This is a genomic window from Polyangium sp. 6x1 (genome assembly GCF_029946515.1).
In the GTDB taxonomy this organism is placed as follows: Bacteria; Myxococcota_A; Polyangia; order Polyangiales; family Polyangiaceae; genus Polyangium.
This window is the reverse complement of the sequence record NZ_JARZHH010000044.1, coordinates 1-22556: the sequence shown is the minus strand read 5'-3', so window position 1 is coordinate 22556 and position 22556 is coordinate 1. Positions and strand designations below refer to the sequence as shown.

General features: G+C 70.1%; 22 protein-coding genes. 9 read left to right on the top strand and 13 right to left on the bottom strand.

What is annotated here, in order from left to right; translation table 11 throughout:
* Positions 1-27: 27 nt before the first annotated feature.
* Positions 28-981, top strand: a complete 954-nt coding sequence (locus QHF85_RS32485; protein WP_281331272.1) for an aldo/keto reductase — start codon at positions 28-30, stop codon at positions 979-981.
* A complete protein-coding gene (locus QHF85_RS32480; RefSeq protein WP_281331271.1) occupies positions 978-1412 on the top strand; it encodes a nuclear transport factor 2 family protein in 435 nt (144 codons plus the stop codon). The genes QHF85_RS32485 and QHF85_RS32480 overlap by 4 nt, the downstream gene beginning before the upstream one ends.
* Before the next feature lie 35 nt (positions 1413-1447).
* Here QHF85_RS32480 and QHF85_RS32475 read toward each other — a convergent pair whose 3' ends face one another.
* The gene (locus QHF85_RS32475) at positions 1448-2143 is read right to left on the bottom strand and encodes a hypothetical protein (protein WP_281331270.1); all 696 of its coding nucleotides are present in this window, start codon (positions 2141-2143) and stop codon (positions 1448-1450) included.
* Positions 2144-2288: 145 nt separating this feature from the next.
* Between QHF85_RS32475 and QHF85_RS32470 the strand changes: the two genes are divergently transcribed.
* Entirely contained in the window at positions 2289-3575 is a 1287-nt protein-coding gene (locus QHF85_RS32470) for a hypothetical protein (protein ID WP_281331269.1), read from the top strand.
* Here the strand turns inward: QHF85_RS32470 and QHF85_RS32465 are convergent.
* From QHF85_RS32465 to QHF85_RS32450, 4 genes are read right to left on the bottom strand one after another with little or no spacing between them, the layout of a single operon-like run.
* A complete protein-coding gene (locus QHF85_RS32465; RefSeq protein ID WP_281331268.1) occupies positions 3565-4695 on the bottom strand; it encodes a dipeptide epimerase in 1131 nt (376 codons plus the stop codon). The genes QHF85_RS32470 and QHF85_RS32465 overlap by 11 nt on opposite strands.
* 38 nt (positions 4696-4733) lie before the next feature.
* Positions 4734-6008, bottom strand: coding sequence for a HAMP domain-containing sensor histidine kinase (locus QHF85_RS32460; protein WP_281331267.1), 1275 nt, complete (start codon positions 6006-6008; stop codon positions 4734-4736).
* A complete protein-coding gene (locus QHF85_RS32455) occupies positions 6005-6691 on the bottom strand; it encodes a response regulator transcription factor (RefSeq protein WP_281331266.1) in 687 nt (228 codons plus the stop codon). The genes QHF85_RS32460 and QHF85_RS32455 overlap by 4 nt, the downstream gene beginning before the upstream one ends.
* A gap of 36 nt (positions 6692-6727) precedes the next feature.
* The gene (locus QHF85_RS32450) at positions 6728-6853 is read right to left on the bottom strand and encodes a hypothetical protein (RefSeq protein WP_281331265.1); all 126 of its coding nucleotides are present in this window, start codon (positions 6851-6853) and stop codon (positions 6728-6730) included.
* Between the two features lie 236 nt (positions 6854-7089).
* Between QHF85_RS32450 and QHF85_RS32445 the strand changes: the two genes are divergently transcribed.
* From QHF85_RS32445 to QHF85_RS32435, 3 genes are all read left to right on the top strand, one after another.
* A complete protein-coding gene (locus QHF85_RS32445) occupies positions 7090-7563 on the top strand; it encodes a hypothetical protein (protein WP_281331264.1) in 474 nt (157 codons plus the stop codon).
* A gap of 135 nt (positions 7564-7698) precedes the next feature.
* Complete coding sequence (locus QHF85_RS32440; RefSeq protein ID WP_281331263.1) at positions 7699-8214, top strand: hypothetical protein; 516 nt, start codon at positions 7699-7701, stop codon at positions 8212-8214.
* Positions 8211-9773, top strand: coding sequence for a GMC family oxidoreductase (locus QHF85_RS32435; RefSeq protein WP_281331262.1), 1563 nt, complete (start codon positions 8211-8213; stop codon positions 9771-9773). The genes QHF85_RS32440 and QHF85_RS32435 overlap by 4 nt, the downstream gene beginning before the upstream one ends.
* Here the strand turns inward: QHF85_RS32435 and QHF85_RS32430 are convergent, their stop codons facing one another.
* The 4 genes from QHF85_RS32430 to QHF85_RS32415 form a co-directional block, all read right to left on the bottom strand.
* Positions 9774-10736: an alpha/beta hydrolase gene (locus QHF85_RS32430; RefSeq protein WP_281331261.1), complete on the bottom strand. Its 963-nt coding sequence runs from the start codon at positions 10734-10736 to the stop codon at positions 9774-9776. It abuts the gene before it with no gap.
* 100 nt (positions 10737-10836) lie between these two features.
* The gene (locus QHF85_RS32425; protein ID WP_281331260.1) at positions 10837-13146 is read right to left on the bottom strand and encodes a hypothetical protein; all 2310 of its coding nucleotides are present in this window, start codon (positions 13144-13146) and stop codon (positions 10837-10839) included.
* 199 nt (positions 13147-13345) lie between these two features.
* Positions 13346-14191 carry a nucleotidyltransferase family protein gene (locus QHF85_RS32420; protein WP_281331259.1) on the bottom strand — a complete coding sequence of 282 codons (846 nt, stop codon included), beginning with the start codon at positions 14189-14191 and terminating at the stop codon, positions 13346-13348.
* A gap of 186 nt (positions 14192-14377) precedes the next feature.
* A complete protein-coding gene (locus tag QHF85_RS32415; protein ID WP_281331258.1) occupies positions 14378-15307 on the bottom strand; it encodes a hypothetical protein in 930 nt (309 codons plus the stop codon).
* A 57-nt stretch (positions 15308-15364) separates the two neighbouring features.
* On the opposite strand from QHF85_RS32415, the gene QHF85_RS32410 reads away from it, so the two are divergent.
* Complete coding sequence (locus QHF85_RS32410; RefSeq protein WP_281331257.1) at positions 15365-15688, top strand: PilZ domain-containing protein; 324 nt, start codon at positions 15365-15367, stop codon at positions 15686-15688.
* A 427-nt stretch (positions 15689-16115) separates the two neighbouring features.
* Here QHF85_RS32410 and QHF85_RS32405 read toward each other — a convergent pair whose 3' ends face one another.
* From QHF85_RS32405 to QHF85_RS32395, 3 genes are all read right to left on the bottom strand, one after another.
* Positions 16116-17339: a FecR domain-containing protein gene (locus QHF85_RS32405; RefSeq protein WP_281331256.1), complete on the bottom strand. Its 1224-nt coding sequence runs from the start codon at positions 17337-17339 to the stop codon at positions 16116-16118.
* Entirely contained in the window at positions 17336-18130 is a 795-nt protein-coding gene (locus QHF85_RS32400; RefSeq protein WP_281331255.1) for an RNA polymerase sigma factor, read from the bottom strand. The genes QHF85_RS32405 and QHF85_RS32400 overlap by 4 nt, the downstream gene beginning before the upstream one ends.
* Before the next feature lie 288 nt (positions 18131-18418).
* Positions 18419-18772 carry a hypothetical protein gene (locus QHF85_RS32395; RefSeq protein ID WP_281331254.1) on the bottom strand — a complete coding sequence of 118 codons (354 nt, stop codon included), beginning with the start codon at positions 18770-18772 and terminating at the stop codon, positions 18419-18421.
* Between the two features lie 204 nt (positions 18773-18976).
* On the opposite strand from QHF85_RS32395, the gene QHF85_RS32390 reads away from it, so the two are divergent.
* Both QHF85_RS32390 and cdd read left to right on the top strand, forming a co-directional pair.
* Positions 18977-19840, top strand: coding sequence for a purine-nucleoside phosphorylase (locus QHF85_RS32390; RefSeq protein ID WP_281331253.1), 864 nt, complete (start codon positions 18977-18979; stop codon positions 19838-19840).
* Positions 19837-20283, top strand: a complete 447-nt coding sequence (gene cdd, locus QHF85_RS32385) for a cytidine deaminase (protein WP_281331252.1) — start codon at positions 19837-19839, stop codon at positions 20281-20283. Before QHF85_RS32390 ends, cdd begins: the two co-directional genes overlap by 4 nt.
* A gap of 21 nt (positions 20284-20304) precedes the next feature.
* Here the strand turns inward: cdd and QHF85_RS32380 are convergent.
* The coding region (locus QHF85_RS32380) for a hypothetical protein (RefSeq protein ID WP_281331251.1) at positions 20305-22556 on the bottom strand (2252 nt) is incomplete at its 5' end.

The window sequence follows — 22556 nt, the reverse complement described above, 5'->3', positions numbered from 1 at the left end:
CATCGAAATGGACAGGGGGGAATTGCAATGAATACACCGCTCAAAGCTCCGTCGTCGACGTTCATGCTCGGCGGCGACCTTCCCGTGCGGCGTCTCGGCTATGGCGCGATGTACCTGACCGGGCCCGGCATGTGGGGACCTCCGACCGATCCGGACGCGGCCGTCCGGCTCCTGCGCCGCGCGGTCGACCTGGGCGTCAATTTCATCGACACGGCCGATTCCTACGGCCCGGCCGAGAACGAGAAAATCATCCGCCGCGCCCTCCATCCCTATCCCGCGGGGCTCGTGATCACCACGAAGGGCGGGCTCTTGCGTTCCGGGCCGGACGACTGGACGAACCGGAATCAGCCCTACATCGTCCCCTGCGGGCGCCCGGCGTACCTCCGGCAGCAGGTGGAGCTGAGCCTGCGCAACCTCGGCGTCGAGCGCATCGATCTCTATCAGCTCCACCGCATCGACCCGGCCGTCCCGCTCGCCGACCAGCTCGGCGAGCTCGTCCGGCTCCGGGAGCAGGGCAAGATTCGTCATATCGCGCTCTCCGGGCAACCCGAGGTGACCCTGGAGCAGCTCGAAAGGGCGCGCGCCATTACCGAGATCGTGGCGGTGGAGAACCTCTACAACGTCGCGGATCGCGCCAGTGAGCCGGTCCTGCGTCATTGCGAGGCGAAGGGCATCGCGTTCATTCCGTGGTTCCCCATGGGACACGGCGCCCTCGCCGGGCCGAACAGCATCCTCGCCGGGTTTGCCCGCAAGCGCGGCGCCACGCCCGCGCAGCTCGCCCTCGCGTGGCTCTTGCACAAGTCGCCGGCCATTCTCGCGATCCCTGGCACCTCGTCCATCACCCACCTGGAGGAGAACCTGCGCGCCGCCCAGATGACGCTGGACGACAAGGAGATGGCCGAGCTCGTCGCCATTGCCTCGAGCGTGCCGACGTGGCGTCCGACGCCGCCGCCCGAGTCTTCGACCAAGGAGGTTGCATGAATACCGCGATCCATCCGAATGTCCGGTCGCTGCGCGCCATTTACGCTGATCTGACGCGCATCGGGGAGTACTCGGCCGACGACGTCGTCCTGCACAAGGCCGATCGTGCGTTCCTTCGTGACGCTGCTGCCGGCCGCGCCGTCGGCCGGGAAGCGGTCGTCACGCACGAGCGCGAGCTCGTCCGGATGACCGACGGCACGTTGGTGATGGATGTGGAGCACATGGTCGCGAACGACCACTTCGGCGCCGTCTTCGGCGTCCTTCGAGCCCATCGCGCCGGGGCGACCCTCGCGATTCCGTTCTGCGGCGTGTGGCGCTTCCGCGACGGCCTGGTCACGGAGCACTGGGAGAACGCTTATGACGTGGGTGCCGTCCAGGCATTCCTCATGGGCGATTCGAAGAGCGCCCCCGTGCACGGAAACGAGGACTGATCAACGCCCATCTCGCGAGCCTCGGTCCCCGCCGTTCAATGACCGGCGGGGCCGAGGTCCACCTCGCCGCCGGGGTACACGAACGAGTCGCTCGGCGAATAGAAGCACGCGCCTGGCACGACGTGGAGCGGCGAGGCGGGGCGCAGCGCATACACCGGGTGATCGGGGGCCAGCATCTCGATCGAGAGCACCTCGAACGGGGTCACGAGGTCGCCGATGTACGGATATCGCCCGCCGAGAATGCGATCACCGAGCCGCGTCAGATAAAAGAGGTGGCCGCGGGCGACCATGCCGATCTCCTTGCCCACGCGCGCGCGGGAGCGAATCACGGCGACGCCGTCCACGAACGTCGTGGCCGTCAGGATGTCGTTCTCGATCTCGAGCGTGGTCTCGCCGGGCGAGGCGGGGACGCCGCGCTCGCGCGCATAGCTGCGGACGCGCTCGGACGAGTTCAGGTAATGCGTGAAGAACCGGCCCGGGGTCACGCCGTCGGGCGCGACGTGGCCGTCGAGATCGAGTCCGAGGTACGTGAGCGAATACGCGCCGAAGCCCGTCGTCTGCTCGGGCGAATCGACCACGTATTGGTTCATGTAGATCGCGTGGTTCTTCGCCGGGCGCAGCGTGGCGGGCAAGAGGCGCGCGCAGGCCTTGGGATCGGCGGGGATCCAGCTCGTGTAGAGCATGCGGCTGTGAATGACGAGCTGCGGCGAGACGAGGGGGCCTTCGGACATTCATGCCTCCAGGAACGAGATCAAGACGAGCGTACACGCGCCGCGCGCCCCCACAAGGCGCCGCGGGGGGCGAAAACCTGCCCCAACGCTGCACGTTCGCGCCCCTCGCGCTCCACCTGTTCAGGGCGGTAGACTGACGCATCGCGTGCGAAACGACCTCGACAAGTCCTGCCTCGGTTGCAAGCTCCGCCTCCCAGCGACGGATGTGGTTTGCCCGCGCTGCGGCGGCGCGATCGTGCCCGTCGCGGACGCGCTCCGGACCTTGCGCAGCCGCGCCGGAATGGAGAGGTGGCGCGACGCGACGCGCACGCTCGCGCTTTACGTGCCCGCGGCCCTCGGCCTCCTCGTTTCGGTCGTGATCGACGGGGTTTTCCTCTGGGATCAGGTGATCCACGAGCCCACCTTCCCGCAGAACGCCCTCGGGGTCGGGCTCGTGCTGCTCGCGAGCGTGTCGTTCTTCGGCATCTGGTGCCTGGTCCTCACGCTCCCTTGGGGCCTCTGGGCAGGGCTCGTCGCCCTCGGGTTCGCCATCTACCGCCACGTTCGTTTCAAGCCCCCGCCCCCGCCCCTCCTTGTGCCGCTGGCCATCCCCGCGCCCCTTCGTCCGAGCGTGCTCGGTCGGGTCGCCGCGCGCCTCGAGCGCCTCCACGCGAAGCTCGACGCGTGGCACAACGGGAGGAGCAAGCCGAGCCTGCGCATCCCGCTGCTCGTGCTCGTGGCGGCGATGGTGCTCGCCGAGGTCCTTGCGCCGACCCCCCTCATCGAATTCACGAGCGCGAAGGCCTTCGCGAACTCGGTCGGCCCCCTCGTCATCATGATGCTTCCCCTCGTCGTGGTGGCGAGGATCGCCCTCATGTTCCCGCTTTATGCCACCACCCGCGTCACCGATCGGATCGGCGCGGCCCTCCGGCTCGTCGACGCGCGAAGGCGCGCGCGGGTGGACGACGCGCCCTCGGTGGAGCCGCTCCGCGAAGCGCGCGCCTCGGCGCGTGGGCGCGCGTCGGGAGGCCCGAATCCCCCGCTCGTCGCCCCACTCTCGGGCAAACCCTGCCTCGCGTTCCGGCTCGTGGGCCACCTCGACGATATCGTCCTCGACGACGGTGAGGCCGCCGCCATGACCGTCGTGAACGACGCCGAATCGGTGGAGATCCGCGGCGAACGTTTTGCCATTGCGCTCGCGGAGCCCACGGAGAAGGCGGGATCCCTCGGCCCCGAGGCCGCCGCGCGCATTGCGACATTTCTCGCCGCGCGCGGGATCCAGGCCGAGCCCATCATGGTGGATCTCACGGAGATCTGCGTTCGAGAAGGCGACGAGATCGAGGCCTGGGGAAGAGCGACCCAGGAGAGGAGCGCGGGCGAAGGGTATCGCGACGTGGTCCTCGGCCGCGTGCTCGACGACGCGGACGGTTTGCCCGTCCTGATCACACGATAGCCGTCACGCCGAGCCCGGGCTCCGCCGGGAGCTCGTACCGCGGGCCGTCCGCTTCGTATCCGCCGCGGTAGGGATCCCCGTCGAGCAGCCACGCCGTATCCAGATCGACGAAATCCACGCCCCCGAGCGCCGCCGCCACGTGCGCGCCCGCCGTCATGCCGAGCCGCGTCTCCACCATTCCGCCGATCATGATCGGCATGCCCGCCCCTTTCGCCGCGCGCCCGATCGCGAGCGCCCCGAGCGGACCGCCCGATTTCACGAGCTTGAGGTTCACGCCGTCCGCGGCGCGCGCCACGAGGACCCGCCCGAGATCGGCGAGCGTCTTCACCGACTCGTCCGCGATCACCGGCGACGCGAGCGCCGCGGCCACCTCCGCCATTCCTTCGAGATCGTCCGCGGCGCAAGGCTGCTCCCAGCATTCGACGACGAGCCCTCTCGCCTCGACGGCGCGGCCCATCGCGATCGCCTGCGCCGCGGAGAAGCCCGCGTTCGCGTCGATGCGAAACCGCGCGTCGGGGACGGCATTCCGGATCGCGAACAGCGCCGCGAGGTCCTGATCCATGTCCTTGCCGACCTTCACCTTGAAATGGCGAAAGCCCCGCGCCGCCCAGCCCCCGGCGAGCTCGGCCATGCGCGCGGGCTCGGCGATCGGGATCGTGATGTCCGTCAGGAGCGCGCGCGTCGCCTCGCCCCGCGCCCCGCCGAGCAGGCGCCGGAGCGGCATCCCGAGGAGCCGCGCCCACGCGTCGAGCAGCGCCGTCTCCAGCGCCGCCCGCGCCACCGGCCGCCCGGAGAGCGCCTCGTCGAGCGCCGCCCCGAGCTCCGCGAGGCCCGCGAGCGAGACCCCGACGTCCGCGTCCACCCGCGGGAGCGCAATCGTCTGGCCGGACAAACGTTCCGCTGCCGCGCCGAGCGCCGCGAGCACGTCCGGCTGATCCTCGACCGTCACCGGCCAGAGCGCCGCGCCCTCGCCGAGCCCCTCGGCGCGCGCGCCGCCCGCCGCGAGCGTGACGCGCACCTCCGCCGAGCGCGTCACGGTCACGCGTCCCGTCGCGATCACGAAAGGATCGTGCAGCGGCACCGACAGCGGGCGAACCGAGATGGCCTCCACGGAAAACATGGGCGCCACGCTTAGCACACCCGTCACGCCATTGGGCGTCACGCCGTCGGTAGCTCGAGCCCGATCCGCGCGCCGCCTTCCTCCCGATTCGCCGCCCGCGCGCGGCCGCCGTGCGCCTCGGCGATCCGCGAGACCAAGGAGAGCCCGAGCCCGAGCGAACCCTGCTCCCGCGCCTTCTCGCCGGGCCGCCGGTAAAACGGCTCGAAGATCCGCTTCTCCTCGCCCGGATCGAGGCCGCGGCCCGCGTCCTCGACCTCGAAGGCGGTGACGCCCGGCGCCGCCGTGATCCGCAGCGCGACCACGCCGCCGCCGTGCTTCTTCGCATTGTCGAGCAGGTTCGCGAGGGCCCGCGCGAAGAGCGTGGGATCGGCGAGGACGGGCGCGGGGGTCCCCTCGACGACGAGCGCCTCGGCGCCGAGCCCCGCGCGGTCGAGCGCGCGCAGGCCCGCCTCCACCGGATCGAGCGGCTCCTTCGCGAGCGCCGTGAAATCGAGCCGGCTCTGCGCGAGCAGATCCCCGACGAGCGCGTCGATCTCGAAGATCTCGCGATCGAGCTCGTCGAGGTTCTTCGGCACGTTCACCCCGTCCCGCGTCAGCTCCGTGAGCAGGCGGATGCGCGCGAGCGGCGTGCGCAGCTCGTGCGAGACCGCCGCGAGCAGCTCCCGTTGATCGCTCATCTGCCGATCGATCCGCGCCGCCATCTCGTTCATCGCCATCGAGAGCACGACCGCCTCGCCGTGGACGTGCCGCCCCATCCGCGCCCGCGCGCCGTAGTTGCCGCGGCCGATCTCGCCCGCGACGCGCGCAAGCTCCTCCAGCGGGCGCGAGAGCCTTCGCGCCACCGTGCCCGAGAGCGCCCACAGGATCATGCCCGCCGCGAAGAGCGGCGCGAGCCAGCGCAGCGGGCCGAAGGCGCGCGGGCGCTCGGCGCAGATCGTCACGCCCCCGAGCCTGTGGCCCTCGCGCACGACGGGCGCGTCGAGCGTCCACCACGCCTTCCGCCCGCAGCCGTGGCCGAGCGCCTGGAGCTCGGCGCCGCTCGTGTCCCGCAGGATCACGCTCACTTCGAGGTCCTGTGCGATCGCGCGGGCGAGCGCGTCGCGGGCGCGGTCGTCGTTCCACACCTCGCCGAAGCGAGCGCCCACGAAGACACGCGCGCGGCCCATCTCGCGCGCCCAGGCCGGGCCGCCCGGGGCCGAGACGAGCAGCGTCACGATCGAGAACGCCACGCCCGAGAGGAGGATGGCCACGCCGAACCACAAAAAGAGGCGGCGCTGCAGCCGGGCGCGCACGTAACACGATAATCGATTCACGACTTTTCTTTCGCCAATACGTACCCCACGCCGCGCACCGTCTTGATGAGCTTCGGCGAGCGCGGGTCGTCGCCGAGCTTCTGCCGGAGGTGCGAGATGTGCACGTCGACCGTTCGTTCTCCAACGATCACGTCTCCACGCCCCGCCTCCGAGAGCAGCGCGTCGCGGGCGACCACGCGTCCCGGGCGGCGCGCGAGCGCGCAGAGCAGATCGAACTCGAGGCCCGTGAGCTCGACGAGCTCGCCCTCGCGCGTGACGACGCGGCCGGGCACGTCGATCGCGATGTCGCCCGCGACGATCCGCTCGCCGGAGGCCTCGGGGCGGGCCCTGCGCAGCACGGCCTTGATGCGGGCGACGAGCTCGCGCGGGCTGAAGGGCTTGGCGACGTAGTCGTCGGCGCCGATCTCCAGGCCGACGACGCGATCCGTCTCGTCGCCGCGCGCCGTGAGCATGAGGATGGGGATCGTGTTTTTCTGGCGAATCCGACGGCAGACCTCGATCCCGTCCATCCCGGGCATCATCACGTCGAGCAACACGACGTCGAAGGTTCCGGCTTCCAGCGCGGCGAGCCCGCGGGGTCCGTCCGGGGCTCCGATCACGTGGAAGCCGTTCTGCTCGAGATAACTCGACAGGAGGTCGAAGAGCCGGACGTCGTCGTCGATGAGGAGCACGCGGAGCGCCATGGCGATGACAGAGTACCAGGGCCGTGAAACCGGCCGTCACCCGAGCTTGCGCGCGCTTCGTGAAGACGCCGCCGGGTCGTCCGTGAAGAAATGCAAAGGGCCCGCGGGGACGGGATCGAAATCCACCATGATGCCCGCGGACAGGCCCTTTTCGGAAGGCAAAACGTGCGGAACGCGCAGCCGCGACACATTCCTGCTCCCTGCGTCAGGAAGAGGACGCTGGAAAACGAAAGTCCTTGCTCTTCCAGGAGGGGAACTGGTAAGTAGGAGAGTCATCGCGGAACTCCAAATTGGGCTCCGCAGGTATTCGGGTTCACGGCTCGCCACGCTGCTGCGCGGGGAGCGTGTATCCGATTGGTTCTCATGACGCGCGAGAGAATGCGCGTAGGAGTTGTCCCATGAATACGCTTCGTTCGATCACCGGGCTCTTTGCGATGGCTTCCCTCTTCGCGTTCGCCGCTGGGTGTAGCGTCAGCGAGAAGGAGGAGCTGGTCGGGCAGAGTGAGCAGTCGCTTGCCCAGCCTTGCGAGTGCCCGACGGTCGTCGGTAGCTCTTCGGACCTCGTCGCGCCTCCGTGCGATTGCGAGCCGCCGCCCGAGGAGCCGCCCGTCGAGGAGCCGCCCGTCGAGGAGCCGCCGTCCGGCCCCTGCGAGGAAGGCTTCCACGAGGAGTGCAGCGTCAAGGCGCCGGGGGGCGTGCAGTCGCTCGTCGCCCCGCCGCCGGAATGCGTCTGCGTTCCGGACGATGAGCCTCCCTGCCCGCCGAATGCCGTGCCGGTCACGACCTGCGGTGGGATTCTCGCGCCGAGGGGCGCAAGCCAGATCTGGGGCGGCAGCGGCGGCTGCATCGTGCAGTGCGCCTCCGTCTTCTGATCGACTGACCTCGGCGAGTACACCCCGCCGAACGCCCCGGGAAACCCCGGGGCGTTTTGCGTTTGTGCCCCCGCCGCATGGTTTCGCCGGGGCCGTCGACCTGTATTCCCTCAAACAAGTGCTAGACTTCGCCCGATGCGGGACGTCGCTTCGGGACAGCCGTCGGGGACCGAAGTCGCGCTCGATCGGCTCGATTGGCCCGCGCAGGGCCTGTCGCCCCGGGCGCGTCGGGTGGTCTTCGCCTACGCAGAGGCCATGTACGCGGACGAGGACGAACAGGGCGCGATCGTGCCGGCGAGCCCGGCCATTTGCGAGCGCGCCACGTCGTGGCTCGACCATTCCGTCGGACGCGCGAGCGGCGATCTGCGCCGCGGCTTCGCGGTCCTCACGTGGCTCCTCGAGATGATGCCGCTCTTCGTGATCGGCGCGTTCTCCCGCATGAGCCGCCTGCCCATCGCGCGGCGGGTCGGCTATCTGGAGGCGCTCGAGCGAAGCCGGTTCGGCCTCTTCGCCATCCTGCTCGTGGCCTTCAAGGTGCCGACGAGCGTGGCCGTGTTCGAGGAGGGCGAGGAGCTCGCCTCGACGGGGTTCGATCGGCCGAGCACCACGGCACGAAGGCAGCTCCGCATCGCGAAGGAGCGGGCGTCATGAGCGACCTTCCATCGGGCGAGCCAGTCCTTCACGGGCGCGATTTGTCGGGGCCGTTCGAAGCCTCGTGTGACGTGGTGGTGGTCGGGTCCGGCGCGGGCGGCTCGGTCGTCGCGACGCTGCTCGCCGAGGCGGGCCTGCGGGTGATCGTGCTCGAAGAGGGGCCGTATTACCGGCCCGAGGACTACCAGCGGTTCCGGCCGAGCGAGGCGCTGCGCAGGCTCTTCCGCGAGTCGGGCATGGCGACGGCGTTCGGCATCGGGCAGACGCCGATCATCGCGATCACCATGGGCCGGGCCGTGGGAGGTTCGTCGCTGCTGACGGGCGGCGTCTGCTTCCGGATCCCGAGCGACGTGCATCATCACTGGGTCGCCGATCTCGGGCTCGACGCGCTCTCCGAGCGCGCGCTCGAGCCCGCCTACGAGGACGTCGAGCGCAGGCTCTCCGTGCGCGAGGTGCCGGCCACGCTCCGCTCGCGATCGACGCAGAAGTTCATCGAGGGCGCGGAGAAGCTCGGGATCACGATGAAGCCCATGCGCCGCAACGCCGAGGCGTGCGAGGGCAACGCGCGGTGCAATTTTACATGTCCGGCAGGCGCGAAGCGATCGGTCGACGTCTCGTACCTGCCGAGCGCCTTCGCGCACGGAGCGCGGATCGTGTCGGACGCGCTCGTGCAGCGCGTGCTCGTCGAGGGCGGGCGCGCGGCAGGCATCGAGGGGCGGCTGCTCGGCGGCGAGGGCGGACGGCCCTCGTTCCCGTTCGTGGTGCGCGCGCCGGTCGTCGTGGCCGCTTGCGGGACGCTGCACACGCCGCTCTTGCTCGGCGCGAGCGGCGTCGGGCGGGCGAGCGAGAAGCTCGGGCGGCGCGTGACCTTGCACCCGGCCGTGCGCTGCGTGGCGGTGTTCGACGAGGAGATCGGCGGCTGGGACGGCGCGATGCAGAGCGTGTATTCGGACGATTTCGCGCCCGAGGGGATCAAGCTCGTCGGCGTGTACAGCTCGGTGAACGTGCTCGCGGCGGGCATGCCGGGCGTGGGCCCGCGGCTGCGACGCATGGCGCGCGAAGTCCGCAGGCTCGCGGTGTTCGGCGCGATGGTGCACGACGAGGGCGGAGGCACGGTGCGCCGAGGTCCGGGCCGCGAGCCGATCCTGACGTACACGATGGCGCCGCGGGACCTCACGAGGCTGCGCCGCGGGATCACGATCGTGTCGGAGATGGCGCTCGCGGCAGGCGCGCGCGAGGTCTACACGTCGGTGACGGGCGCGGGCGCGCTCCGAACGATGGATGATGCGCTCGCGCTCGAGCGATCGAACTACGACGCGCGCCGTCTCGAATGCATGGCGTTCCACCCGCTCGGGAGCGCGCGCGCCGCGAACGATCCGAGGCGCGGGGTCGTCGATCCGGACGGCCAGACCTACGAGCTGCCGGGGCTCTTCGTGGCCGACGGTTCGATCTTGCCGACGAGCATCGGCGTGAACTCGCAGGAGCCGATCATGGCGATGGCGACGCGCATCGCGTGGCGCATCGCTGAAAGATTTCGACGGATCGCGCGCTCGGCGTGATCACTCCATCCCGGGATTGCGGAGGTCGCCGAAGAAGTCGACGAGGAGGTTCGCGACCTCGCCGGGCTTCTCCTGCTGCGTCCAGTGGCCGCAGTCCGCGATGCGCTCGACGCGCAGGTTCTTCACGTACGGCCTGGAGAGCTCGGCCATCTCGGGCCGCAGGACCGGATCCTTGTCCGCGACCACGAGCATCGCGGGCATGTCGATCTCGAAGGACGAAAGCGCGCGGTCCTCCTCCCACGAGAGATCCATCGCGCGGTACCAGTTCAGCCCGCCGCGGAAGCCGGTGCGCTTGAAGATGCGCACGTACGTGTCGAGATCGATCTTCGAGAGGAACGTCTCGCCGGGGCCGATCTTGTCGAGCAGCGAGGTGCCATCTCCCACGGTCATGAACGTCGCCAGGGAGTCTGCGTACTTCGCCGGTCGCATGAGCTTCTGGAACGTGTCGCGCACGTCGGCCTCGAGCTCGCGCTCGGCGACGCCCGGCTCCATGAAGTGGCGCATGTAGAACGTCTTGTCCGTGAGGCCGAGGGCGTCGCGGAACATGAGGCTCGGGGCCACCGGGCCCGGCGGGATGTACGGGGTGTTGAGGCTCGCCACGCGCTCGGTGCGCTCGGGGTGACGGAGCGCGAACTGCCACGCGAGCGTGCCGCCCCAGTCGTGCCCGACCACGCCCGCCTTGTCGATGCCGAGCGCGTCGAAGAGGCCGTGGATGTCTTCCACGAGCTCGCGCATCACGTAGCTCTCGATCTCCTCGGGCGCGTCCGTCCCTCCAAACCCGCGCAGGTCCGGCGTGAGGACGCGGAAGCCCGCCTCGGCGAGGGCGTAGATCTGGCGTCGCCAGGAGTACCAGAGCTCGGGAAAGCCGTGACAGAGGAGGATCGGATATCCGCGGCCCGCATCGGTCACGTGCATGCGGATGCCGTTCGAGTCCAGGAAGGTGTGGCGGATGATCGTGCCCATGCGGTGAAGACTCCGGTTTCGCGCTGCTCGGTACCGGTGTCGCCCGGGACCGAGCGCGCGTCAACGCAGGGCAGTGACGGGAAGGTGCGTCCGGGTCCGCTCAGGGGGAGGAGTCACCCGAGCAGGTGACGAACAGGGTGGCGCCCTTGGAGGGTTCGCCCTCACCGACGAGGCGGATCGTGCGGCGCTCGGAGTCGGCGCAGCGAGCGACCAGCGCAGGGTTGCCGACGGGCGGGTCCGTCGAGGCATCGACGTAACAGAAGCCGCTCACCGGTTCGCCGGCGGCCGTGACCGGCTTGTCCGAGACGTCGTTCTGGCAAACCGTGAGCTCCTCGCCTTCGAGCTGCGGGATCTGGCAGAAGCAATCCCAGCCCGACTCGGGCGAGCGCGCCTTGGCCTCCTCGATCGCGGCGGCGTGGATGGGATCGACGGGGATGCGGGCATGTTCCGCGTCACACGAGCAAGCTCCGCCGGTCGGGCGCGCCTCGATGAGCAGGCAGTTCACGGCGCCCTTGTCGTTGCGGTCGAGCGTGCGCGGCAGGCACGGGCCGCCGATCTTCTCCTTCAGCCGATCCACGAGCGCGCCGATCGCGGGGCGGTAGCCGTAGTCGGCCAAGGTGCGATCCGTGACCTGGCTCGGACAAACCGAGCCCACGATGCCCTGCTCGCCGAGGCCGCGGAGCACGCTGAGCTGGCGCAGGCCGGGGTAGCCCTTGGCGCGGACCTGCATCGTGGGGGCGGCCGGATCGCAGAGCGGGTTGTTCGCGGTGCCGTCGCGGCACTCGGAGCACTGCGGATCGTTCACGCAATCGGTCGCCTGCGGCAGCTCGAAGATGCACGCGTACTGGAGGTCGTCGCCGAGCGTGTCGTACTCGTGCCCGTTGATGGAGTTCCCGAGCGGCGAGTCCGGGGTCATGTCGGTTTGCTCGCCCGTGATCGGGTGCGTGCCGTGGCGCGGGTCGGGCGACTCGACCATGAGCGGATCCTTCGGCAGGACGCCCTCCGCGGGATCGCCGAGGATGAGGTCCCAGGTCCCGTCCCCCATCTCGCGCGCGCTCTTGGTCCCCTTCTTCAGGTCCTTCGGATCCCGAGCGATGTCCTGCCACGGCACGCCGACGATGCCGGCGAGGAAGACGAGGTCCGGCGTGCGCACGACGGGCACGCCCTCGGCGGGGTTCGCCTTCGGGAAGAGCGGGTTCTCCACGATCTCACCGCTGCGCGTCGTGATCTCGGGGCTCGAGAAGGCCTTCACGTAGCGGTCCGTCGGGTAGAGGAAGTTCACGCCGAAGCGGCGCTTCTGGTCGAAGCAACGCAGGTTGACGGCATCCTCGGCCTTGGTCAGCAGCATGAGCTCTCCAGCAGCGTTGAAGCATCCCGGATCCGGGGGGCAGCCCTCGGGGGTGGGCAGGCCGCAGGAGGAGCAGCATTTGTCGTTCGGATCGATCGCGCACTCGGCGCGCGGGCGCGGCAGCGCGTCGGAGTGCGAGGCGCGGTAGTAGAAGCCGGTCTCCCGGATCGAGCAGTCGTTCTCGTCGCTCAGCATCAGGATCGCCACGAGCGAGTCGGGGCGGAGGAAGTCCTTGCGCTGCGTGAGCAGGTCGTCGTCCGTGCCGGTCACCTTCACGTTGCCGGACGAGGCGTCGATGGTGTCGTAGGGATCGGGGTCGACGAGGAAGCGGTAGATGCTCTCGAGCTGCGACTCGTAGCCGCAGCCGACCTGGCCGGTGCCGTTGACCATGTCGGCGAGCGCGGGCACGAGGCCGGGCACGGCGCCGTCGAGCGTGCCGAGGCTCGCCTCGCCCGGCGGGTTCAGCTTCTGCTCGGGATCCCACGCGAGGAAGCCCTTGTTGGCGTACGTCGGGACAACCTCGCCGGCGACGCAGGCATCGGCGCGCGAGACGAGGTGACCGCGATCGTTCTTGGAGACCTTCGCGTCGTTGCAGTTCGGTTCGGTCTGCAAGTCGGGACAAACCGAGCCGCCGTGACCGCCGAGGCTCGACGAGACGATGCCGATGTGGATGTCGAGCACGGGCTCGAACTCACGGCGCGAGTTGAGGGGGCAGTCCTCTTTGGGGCCCTTGGGCTGCTTGGCGGGCTCGATCGGCTTGCCCTCTTCGTCGATGCACGGCGGGTTGACGAGGCTCTCGACGAGGTCGGGCACGGCCTGGGCGAGGATCTCCTGCTTGTCGGCCATGGACGCCGAGTTGTCGATGCCGAGGATGAGGTCGATCTTGTCGACGCCGCTGTGCGGGACGACCTCGACGATGGTCTGCGTGCTGCGCGGCTCGACGACGTCGATGGGCCGATCGAGGCACCCCATGGCCATGAGGCCGGTGAGGCCGGGGAAGACGACAGCGGAGGTGGCAGCGAAGACGCCCGGAAGGCCTGGACGAAGAGGACGGCGGTTCATGGGGCTCCCTTTCTGATTTGCGAGGTGCCTTGGGTGGCTGCCTCATCAGCAGCGCCGTCCACCCTCTTCGCAAAAGGGATGCCGACCCGATTTTCTTGATTTTTAGTGGATTTATTCAGTCACACGGAAATTTTGACAACACAGTTGGCGGATCGTTCGAAACACGCCAACCGAAGTCGTGCTCTCGCGGGATCGAGGGTCAGGGGTGCGGGGGCGGCTGGTCGATCGCCGCCGTCCAGCGCGCGATCTCCTCCGCCGTCATGCTGCCCGCGGGCCAGAGGCGCGCGTCGTCCCAGCCCTCGCTCACGTCAGCGAGGTACTGCGCGCGCGAGAGGAGCGTGCCCCGGCAAAGGCGACCCCCCTCGGGCGGCGACGCATTCTCGGCTTCGAGCCGCGCGACGAGCTCGCGCATGACCCACGGCGGGATGCGGCGCTGCTCCGCCGGATAGATGAAGCCGAAGAGGATGAGGTGGCTCAAGAGCACCCGCCAGTGCTCGCCGAAGCGCGCGACGATCCGAGGCCAGTCGAGCTCCTCTCCGCACGCGCGCAGCACATGGGCCACGTCCGCCCCGTCGTACCGCTCGCGCTCCTGGATGAAGGCCTTGGCGAAGATGGTCTCCTCGGCCGGGCAGAGGCCCACCTCGACGCCAAAGACCTCGCCGCGGCCCGCGTGCTCGAACCAGAGATCGTCGACCTCGGCGAGGCCATTGCCCGAGCTCCAGATGACGTCGACGTGCTCGCCGCCCGCAAACGCCTTCGCGAGCCAGTGCGGGAACGCGATGCAAGTCGGATAGCCCGCGTGTTCGAGGACGAGGAGAGCCGCGCCGACGTCGCGGCGGCGAACGAAGACGTCGAGGTCACGGGTGCGTCGCCGCATGCCAGCGTGGTGCGCGAGCGCATAGGCGCCGCCGACGAGGAAAGGAACGTCGGACGCGTCGAGCGCACGAAGCGCGGAGGCAAAGAAGTCGCGCGCCTCGGGCGTCATGTCGAGCGCGAGGACCGCGTTCGGATCGACGTCGCGAGGCAAGGCGAGCGTGGGCTCCACGGCCACGACCCCGCTTGATGGAGGCTCGCAAGCAACCATGGGTTGAGGGAGCGGGAGCCGCGTCGTGTCGAGCGAGCGAGGCGTCCCGGAGGACGGAATGGCATCAACCGTGCGGCGGAACATCACGGCACGACGTGTTGCCAGGCAGTTCGTACCGCAAGGGGCGTAGGGACAGAAATCGAGCGGCTACGGAGCGTCGTCGAGCGAGCGTTCGAGCGCAGCACGCAGGTGGTTCTGCGCGCGGAGCGTGTACGGTCCGTCGGGCGAGAGCTCGAGGTGCATCGCGAAATGCTCGGCCGCGCGGCCGAACTCGCCCTTGCGATACCGCACGATGCCGCGCGCGAGCTCACGCGGGTACGAGGGATCGAGGGCCGAGAGCTCATCGATCTTGCGGAGCAGGAAGGCCGCCGGATCCTGCGCGCCGCGGCCTTCGCGGAGGCCCAAGCTCGGGCGTGGCGGGTGCGCGAGGAGGAACCCGAAGAGCGCGCGCTCTTCATCGACGCCAAGGGCAAACGCGCTGCCCGAGAGGCCGCTGATCTCGTTCCACCGGCGCTTGAAGGAAGCGCGGAGCGCCTGCTCGTCCATGTGCATGGCGCACGGCGCGTTTCCCTCGCACCAGCCGTTCCGCGCGAGGACGTCGGCGAAGGGTCCGCCGAGCTCGACGAGCTCGTCCGAGGATTCGCCGGTCAAGACGAAGCGGCGCACCTCGCGCAGGAAGGAGCGGAGCTGGAAGGCGCGCAAGGCGAGGACGGCGTCGTCCCCCTGCGCGAGGGCGCGGGCGGCAGCAGGGCCCATCTGGCGGCGCAGCTCGGCAAGCATGGCGTCGTCGCCGCGCGCGTCAGCCCGGCCGAACGCACGGAGGAGCGAGCCGAGCGCGCGGACGTCCGCGTCGAGGGGTTTCGTCTCCGCAGCGCGAGCACGGGCATCATCGTTCGCCGCAAGCGCGGCGAGCTTGGCAGGCTCGACGAGCGGCAGGGGCAGGTCCGCAGGCGGGACCGACCGAGGGACGGCGAGGAGGGCGGCGCTGCCAGCAAGGAAGACGGCGACGAGGCCCGGCTGCCAGCCCTCGAAATGCCGGCCGAACCCCCCGGCGACGCGCACCTCGTTTTTTGCCACCGCGCTCCGACCTCCGACCGTTTATTGTAGGACGCCGTCGCGGCACGAGGAGAGAAAGTGTTGTCGGAGAAGCGAAGACACACGCGAAGGGTCGTTCGATTGGCAGTCGCGTTCCAGGTGGGGGACGGCCCGCGCGTCGATGCCTTCTCACGCGATCTCAGCATCGGCGGCATGTTCATCGTCACCGACAAGCCCGCCCCCTTCAACGCAAGCGTGAACCTCTTCATGCAGCTCCCAGGCGTGAAGCAAGAGGTGATGGTGAAGTCGACCGTGCGCTGGACCGAGCCCGACGGAATGGGCGTACAGTTCGGTCTGATGGGCGCACGCGAGACGCACGCGCTGATGCAGTTGCTCACAGGCGCGCCGCCGTCGATCCGCTGAGCAGGGACAAACCTTACGCGAAGGCGCCTCGCTGGGGCTTTGCCCCAGGCCCCACCAGGAGCTGTCCGCTCCTGGACCTGGACCAGCGCAAGCGCTGGACTCGGGGTCGATGAACTGCGCGATGCGCAGTTCATCGAACACCAGGTCAAGACCACAGGCGACTCTGCCAACCAAGACAGCCGCGCTGACGGTTCAGCTGGCAACGCTGTACCAACGGCCTGTTGGAAGAACTGCGCGCAGCGCAGTTCTTCCACGAAAGGTCCAGGGCTGGCCCTGCAGATAGGGGGCGGACAGCTTAAAAATCTCTCCCCGCATCGACTGCGCTTCGCGCAGTCGATGCCCAGAGGTCCAGGGCTGGCCCTGGTCCGGGTCGAGGGGCGGATAGCCCCCGCGGGGCCCGGGGCAGAGCCCCGGCGCGGCGCCTCGTTCACTGACCGAGATTGAAGGGCACGGAGACGGGCCCGTTCGTCCCGACGAACTTGCCTGGGCGCAGCGAGTTGAAGACGCACTGCATGAACTGGGGTTCGAGGGGCGGGTCGAAGCGCACGGAGGAGACGGCGCCTTCCGGGTCGAGCGAGAGGGTCACCGTGGCTGTGACGGAGAGACGAACGGAAGGGTCGCCGCCGCGGTAGTGCGTCTCGAAGCAGCCTGAGAGGCCTGCGTGCACGGAGGCGCGCGTGAGGACGGGCGCGGGCTTCGGTGCGGGCGGCGCTTCGGGCGCGACGGAGGGCGCTTCCACCGGCGGAGGTGGCGCGGGGGGTGCGTCGGGACGATCGGGGACGTGCGGCAGCGGGCGTTCGGCGACGCTTGGGGGCGGCGGCGCGATCGTGGGCTTCGGCGGAGGTGTGGGCTCGATGGGCGCGGGCGGCGCGGGCGGTGCGTCTTCTACGGCGAGCATGCGGGCGACCTCGCCGCCGTCGAGCGAGAAGGAGGCGCGCGCGCGGCCGACGAGGAGGCGACCGGTGGTGACGCCGGGGCGACCTGCGGGGCCCACGGCGACGGCGCCGTGCTCGAGATCCACGAGGACGTCGTCGGTGCCGCGGACGACGGTGAATGCCGTGCCGTGTGCGGCGACGCGTGTGCGGCCGACGTCGACGGCGAAGGTCTCGACGAGGCCTTCGGTGGTCTTTCTTGGTGTCACGTCGGCGCGCAGCGAGCCTCGTTCGAGGCCGAGGACGAGCGCGTCACCGGACGCGAAGGCTGCGGCGACGACGGTGGCGCGTGCGCCGGGTGCGAGCGTGACGCGGACGATGCCACGTTGCACGAGCGTGAGTGGTGCCTCGCCGGCCTCGACGCCGTCGCCGGGCCGAAGGAGCGAGAGATCTCGCTCGGACTCGCTGCCTGGGAGGAACGCGATCGTCTCGGGCGCGCGCCACCTCACGGCGAACCCTGCGGGCGCGTCGTGCTTCGATCGTGCGCCGAAGCTCGCGACGGCGATCACGGCTGCGGCGGCTGCGGCGAGCGCGAGGCCGATCCGCGCGCCTCGCCCGATGCGGGGGAGCGCTCGCGCTGCGCGCGCTTGCTCGTCCTGATCGATGCGCTCCTCGAGCTTCTGCTCGATGGCGTCCCAGGGCAGCTCGGGCGGCATCTCGTCGGCGAGCGCGCCGCGCATCACCTCGAGGGCGCGCGTGCTGGGGTCGTGGTCGCTCACGTGGTTTTCCCCTCCGCCGGCGCGTGCCGGCCTTCCTCGCGTGGCGCCGCCGCCGATCGAGGGCTCCGCTCCGAGACGCCGAGCTGCGCCCCGAGGCCTGGCATTTCATCCACGAGCTGCGCGAGCGCAGGCTCCTCTCGCATGAGCTCGGCGAGCTCGCGCCGCGCGTAAAACAGCCTCGTTCGGACGGTCAGCACGGGCGCATCCACGATCGTCGCGATCTCCGCCGGCGCCAATCCTTCGATGTCGTGCAGCACGTACACCGTACGTTTCTTCTCGGAGATCCGATCGAGCAGCCGCTTGAACGCGGCGAGCCGACGCCGAAGCGTCGCCTCCTCGTCGGGCAAGAGGCCTGCGTCCCTCTCGTGCTCGGTCGCGAGTGGCTCGTCGGCGAACACCGGCCGACTGCGCTCGGCCCTGCGGATCATGAGCACCACGTTCACCGTGATGCGGTGGATCCAGGTCGAGAACTTCGACTGTCCGCGGAAGTCGCCGAGGCTCCTGTGCACCTGGAGGAAGACCTCCTGCACCACGTCCTCGATGTCGCTCGCTCGGCCCAGCATGCGGAACACGAGCCGCGCGACGGCCTCCCGGTGCATCCGGTAGAGCGCCGAAAAGGCACCCCTGTCACCGCTCCGGGCGAGCCGGACGAGCTCGTCTACGTCGACGGGGTCCACGAACGCCCGAGTGGCCAGGCTCGCGCTCGGCCATGCGAAAAACGACGCGGTGGGGACGACGCGCCGCGCCGAGACCAGCGAGGAGATCGCGCGCGGCAGCGCCACGGGGTACACGAACGGCTCCGTTGCACGGCGGCGGGGCCGCATTCACCCGCTCGCCTGTTTGCACGAAATTTGTCCATTTCCCGCGGCCGGCCCCAACGTCGGCGCATGCTCTACATCGCCGTGGGATTGACCGTCGCCCTCGTCGCCGCCGACCTGCTCGACATCTCGTCGCGCAAGTCCGCCCGCCGACGCCTGGGCGATCTGTAACGGACGGCCCGAGCGCCGTCCGCGACACACCCTTCGAAAAAGATTCGGGGGTGAAGCTTCGTCTCCGAAGCCTCACCCCCGCCTCGTCACTCAGGCCGCCGAGGCCTTCTTCTCGCCGGGGAAGAGCGCCTTGAGGTCGACCTTCTCCTGCTTCTTCTGCTCGAGGATGTGGTTGACCGCGCGCAGCACGCGCGTCTTGACCGGGCCGCTGATGGACTTGCCCGCGAGCGCCGACGCGATCGCGCGGTCCGTCACCGGGCGGCCGCTGCGGGGCTTCTTGAGCCCTTCCTTCTTCTTCGCGCCGTCTTCGCTCTTGCGGGCGAGGCGCTTGGTCAAACGGATCGCCCGATCCTCGGGGCGCAGCTTCTCGATCTTCTGGGACGCCGCGATGATCCTGCGCGGGTCGATCGACTTGGCCTTGAGGAACTCTTCGAACGTGCTCATCGGATTCACCTTGGAAGCTTCTGGAGGAGCGGGCTACGCGCGAGGTTTGGCGCTTTAGCCCCTCAACGACGCAGGAGGGCGCGCACCCTATCACGGACGCCCAAGCCCTGCACCCTTCTCGAAGCGACGAAGACCAGGACGGACAGCCCGGCGGGCACGGGCAAACGTTTACCCGCCCCGTCCGCCTGTACTAACCTCCGGGAAATGAGCCTGATCTCCCACCTCGACGAGGCCGTCGCCGTCATCCGTTCGAAGAGCCCGCTCACCCCGGTGGTCGGCGTGGTGCTCGGTTCGGGGCTCGGCGCGTGGGCCGAGCGCCTTGAAGAGCACGTGGTGCTCCCCTATAGCGACATCCCGTTCATGCCCGTGTCGACCGTCGTCGGGCACGCGGGCAAGCTCTGGATCGGCCTCGCGGACGGGGTGCCCGTCGCCTGTCTGCAAGGTCGCGTGCACCTCTACGAGGGCCACACGCCCGAGCGCGCGGTGTTCGGCGCGCGGCTGCTCGCGCGGCTCGGGTGTCGCGCGACGCTCTTGACGAACGCCGCCGGCGGCACGAGGCCCACGTTCCAGCCCGGGGACCTGATGCTCATCCGTGATCACCTGAACATGACAGGACAAAACCCGCTCGTCGGGCCGAACGAAGCCGGCCTCGGCCCGCGCTTCCCGGACATGACGCACGCCTACGATCGGCGGATCGCCGCGCTCGCGCGCGAGGCGGCCTCGGACGCGGGCGTGTCGATCCACGAGGGCGTGTACGCGGGGCTGCTCGGTCCGTCGTACGAGACGCCCGCCGAGATCGCGATGCTGCGGACGCTCGGCGCCGACGCGGTCGGGATGAGCACGGTGCACGAGGTGATCGCGCTCCGGCACATGGGCGTGCGCTGCGGGGCGATGTCGTGCATCACGAACCTCGCCGCGGGCCTGAGCCCGACGCCGCTCGATCACGCCGAGGTCGAGGCGACCGCGAACCAGTCGCGCGAGCGATTCACGGCGGTGCTCTCGACCTGGGTGAAGAAGGTCGGCGCGGCGATCACCGGGGGCGGGAGCTGGCGAGGAGGAGCGGCTTGACCGATCCGCAGATGAACATCGATTGGACGGCGCTCGCGCGCGCGGCGATCGACGTGCAAGCACGCGCGCACGCGCCGTACTCGGCCTACCAGGTCGGCGCCGCGCTGCTCACCGCGTCGGGTCGGGTCTTCGCCGGTTGCAACGTGGAGAACGCGTCGTACGGGCTCTCGATCTGCGCGGAGCGATCGGCGATCGTGCAGATGGTGGCCGCGGGCGAGCGGGATCCGATCGCGCTCGTGGTCGTGACGCCGGGGACGTCGAAGCTCGGGCCGGGCGTGGATAGCCCGCCGATCGGCGCGCCGTGCGGGATGTGCCGGCAGACGCTCGCCGAGTTCGCGGACGATCTGCGCATCCAGATGTGTGTCGCCGGTCAGGACGGGCTCACGAAGATGACATCGCTCGCGGCCCTGCTGCCGGAGGCGTTCCGCGCGAAATCGAGCTGAGCGGCCGCGCGGCCGCTCGGCTCACTCCGCGTCGATCGGCCGCGACTCGACTTCCTGGATTCGCTGCACGGCTTGCATCAGCGACTCGCGCGCGCGTTCGAGCGCGAGCTTGTCCTCGTCCCATCGCGCCCGGACGCGCGTGAGGCGCGAGGCGGCGTTCACCGCGTCGGCCACGAGCGCCGCCTTCTCCGCGGCGAGCGCGTCGCGCTCCTCCTCGCGCTTCTTGAGCTCCTCTTCGAGCCGCGCGACGTCGGCCACGCGCGCCGCGAGATCCGCGCGGACCCCGCCCTCGTCCCGACGCGCCGCCTCGATCGCGCCGCGGGCCTCGTCGAGCTCGGCCCCGAACGCGGTGATGCGCGCTTCGAGCTCGGCCGCGGCGGCGCGCGAGGTCGTCTCCTGCTCGGCGAGCGCGCGCTTCCGGACCTCGCGCTCTTCCTCGATCTCCGCGGCGCGCGCCGCCTCGCTCGCGCGCGCTCGCTCCTCCTGCTCCGCGACTGCCTTCCGCGTGGCCTCCTCGGCGCTCGTGATCGCCGCGGCGTGACGCGCTTCGAGCTCGGACACGGCGCGCGCGTGCTCGTCCTTCAGCTCCTGCTCGCGCGCCGCGAGCCGCTCGCCTGCCGCGCGGTTCGCTTCCTCGATCGCGATCGCCTTGGCTTCCTCGATCGCCTGCGCCTTGTCCGCGCTCGCCGCTTCGAGGGCCTTCGCGTGCTCCGCTTCGATCCGCGAGAGCGCGGCCGCATGCTCCTCGCGGAGCTTCGAGATCTCTTCTTCCCTCGCGCGCTCGGCCTCGTTCGCGCCTGCCGTGCGCAGCGCATCGATCGCCGCCGCGTGCTCCTCGCGGAGCTTCGTGATCTCCGCCGCGTGCTCCTCGCGCGCCTTGCCGAGCTCGGCGCCGTGCTCCGCGTTGAGCTCGCCGATCTCGGCCGCGTGCGCGTCGCGCAGCTTCGCGATCGCCTCGGCGTGCTCCTCGCCGAGCTTCTTGCTCGCGGCCGCGTGCTCCTCACCGAGCTTCGTGATCGCGGCCGCGTGCTCCTCGCCGAGCCTCGTGATCGCCTCCGCGTGCTCCTTGCCGAGCCGCTCGGCCTCGCTCGTGCGCGTCCGCGCCTCCGCGTCGGCGACGGCTTGCGTGAGCGCCTCGCTCGACGTCCGGAGCTGCTCCTCCCGCATCGCGATCGCGGCCTCTCGATCGAGCCGCGCCGCCGCGAGCTCTGCGTCACGCGTCGCGAGCTTCTCCTCGACGCGCTCGAGCAAGAGCTGGAAGTTCGTCACGCGTTGCTCGAGGGCCTCGCGATCGCCGCGCAGCTTCTGCAGCTCGGCGTCGTTCTGCTCGCGCGAGCCCTCGAACTCGATCATCCGATCGAGCTGATCGGCCTTCTCGCGCTCCAGGACGAGCGCTTGATCGCGCAGCTCGATGATCTCCTTGTCGCGCTGCGAGAGCTCTCCGCGCAGGGCGAGGATCTCCTTGTCCTTCTTGTTCAGGGCCTCGCGCAGGTCGAGGAACTCGCGGCTCGACGCGCCGCCGAGGCGGGAGGTGGCGGTGAGCGCCGCTGTGCCCGTCAAACCGCCTCCGCCTTGCATGGCCGCCGTCGCCGCGATGGCCGCGGAGAGCTTTGCCTTCAGCTCCTCGGCCTCACGCTTGAGCCGCACGACGTCAGCGGATCCTTCGCTCGCCTTGGCGAGATCGACTTCGAGCCGCGACACGTTGGCTCGTGAGGCGTGAAGCTCCTGATCGAGACGCGCGCTCTCGTCCCGCGTCTGCGCGAGCTCGGCCTGGAGCGACGCGATCTCTTGCTGGAACCGCGGGAGATCACCGTCGCTGCGCGCGGACTCGCCCTTCGCGCGCGTGAGCTCGTCCTTTGCCTGCGTGAGCTCGTCCTTGCTGCGCGTGAGCTCGTCACGGCTCTTCGTGAGCTCGTCCTTGCTCTGCGCGAGCTCGTCCTTGCTACGCGCGAGCTCGTCCTTGCTCTGCGCGAGCTCGTCCTTGCTCTGCGCGAGCTCGTCACGGCTCTTCGTGAGCTCGTCCTTGCTCCGCGTGAGCTCGTCCTTGCTACGCGCGAGCTCCGCGCGGAGTCGATCGAGCTCCGCCGTGTCCGCCGCTTGCGGGGCCGGCGGGCGTTCGCTCGCACGGAAAGCCGCCGCGGGCGGAGGCACCGAGCGCGTCGTCGCGGGCACGGGCGCCGCGGTCGGACGCGGAGGCGCCGCGGCAGCCGGTGGTCCGCCCGGACGCGGCGGCGCGACAGGAGGCGGCGCAGCAGCGACGGGTGCGGGCGGCG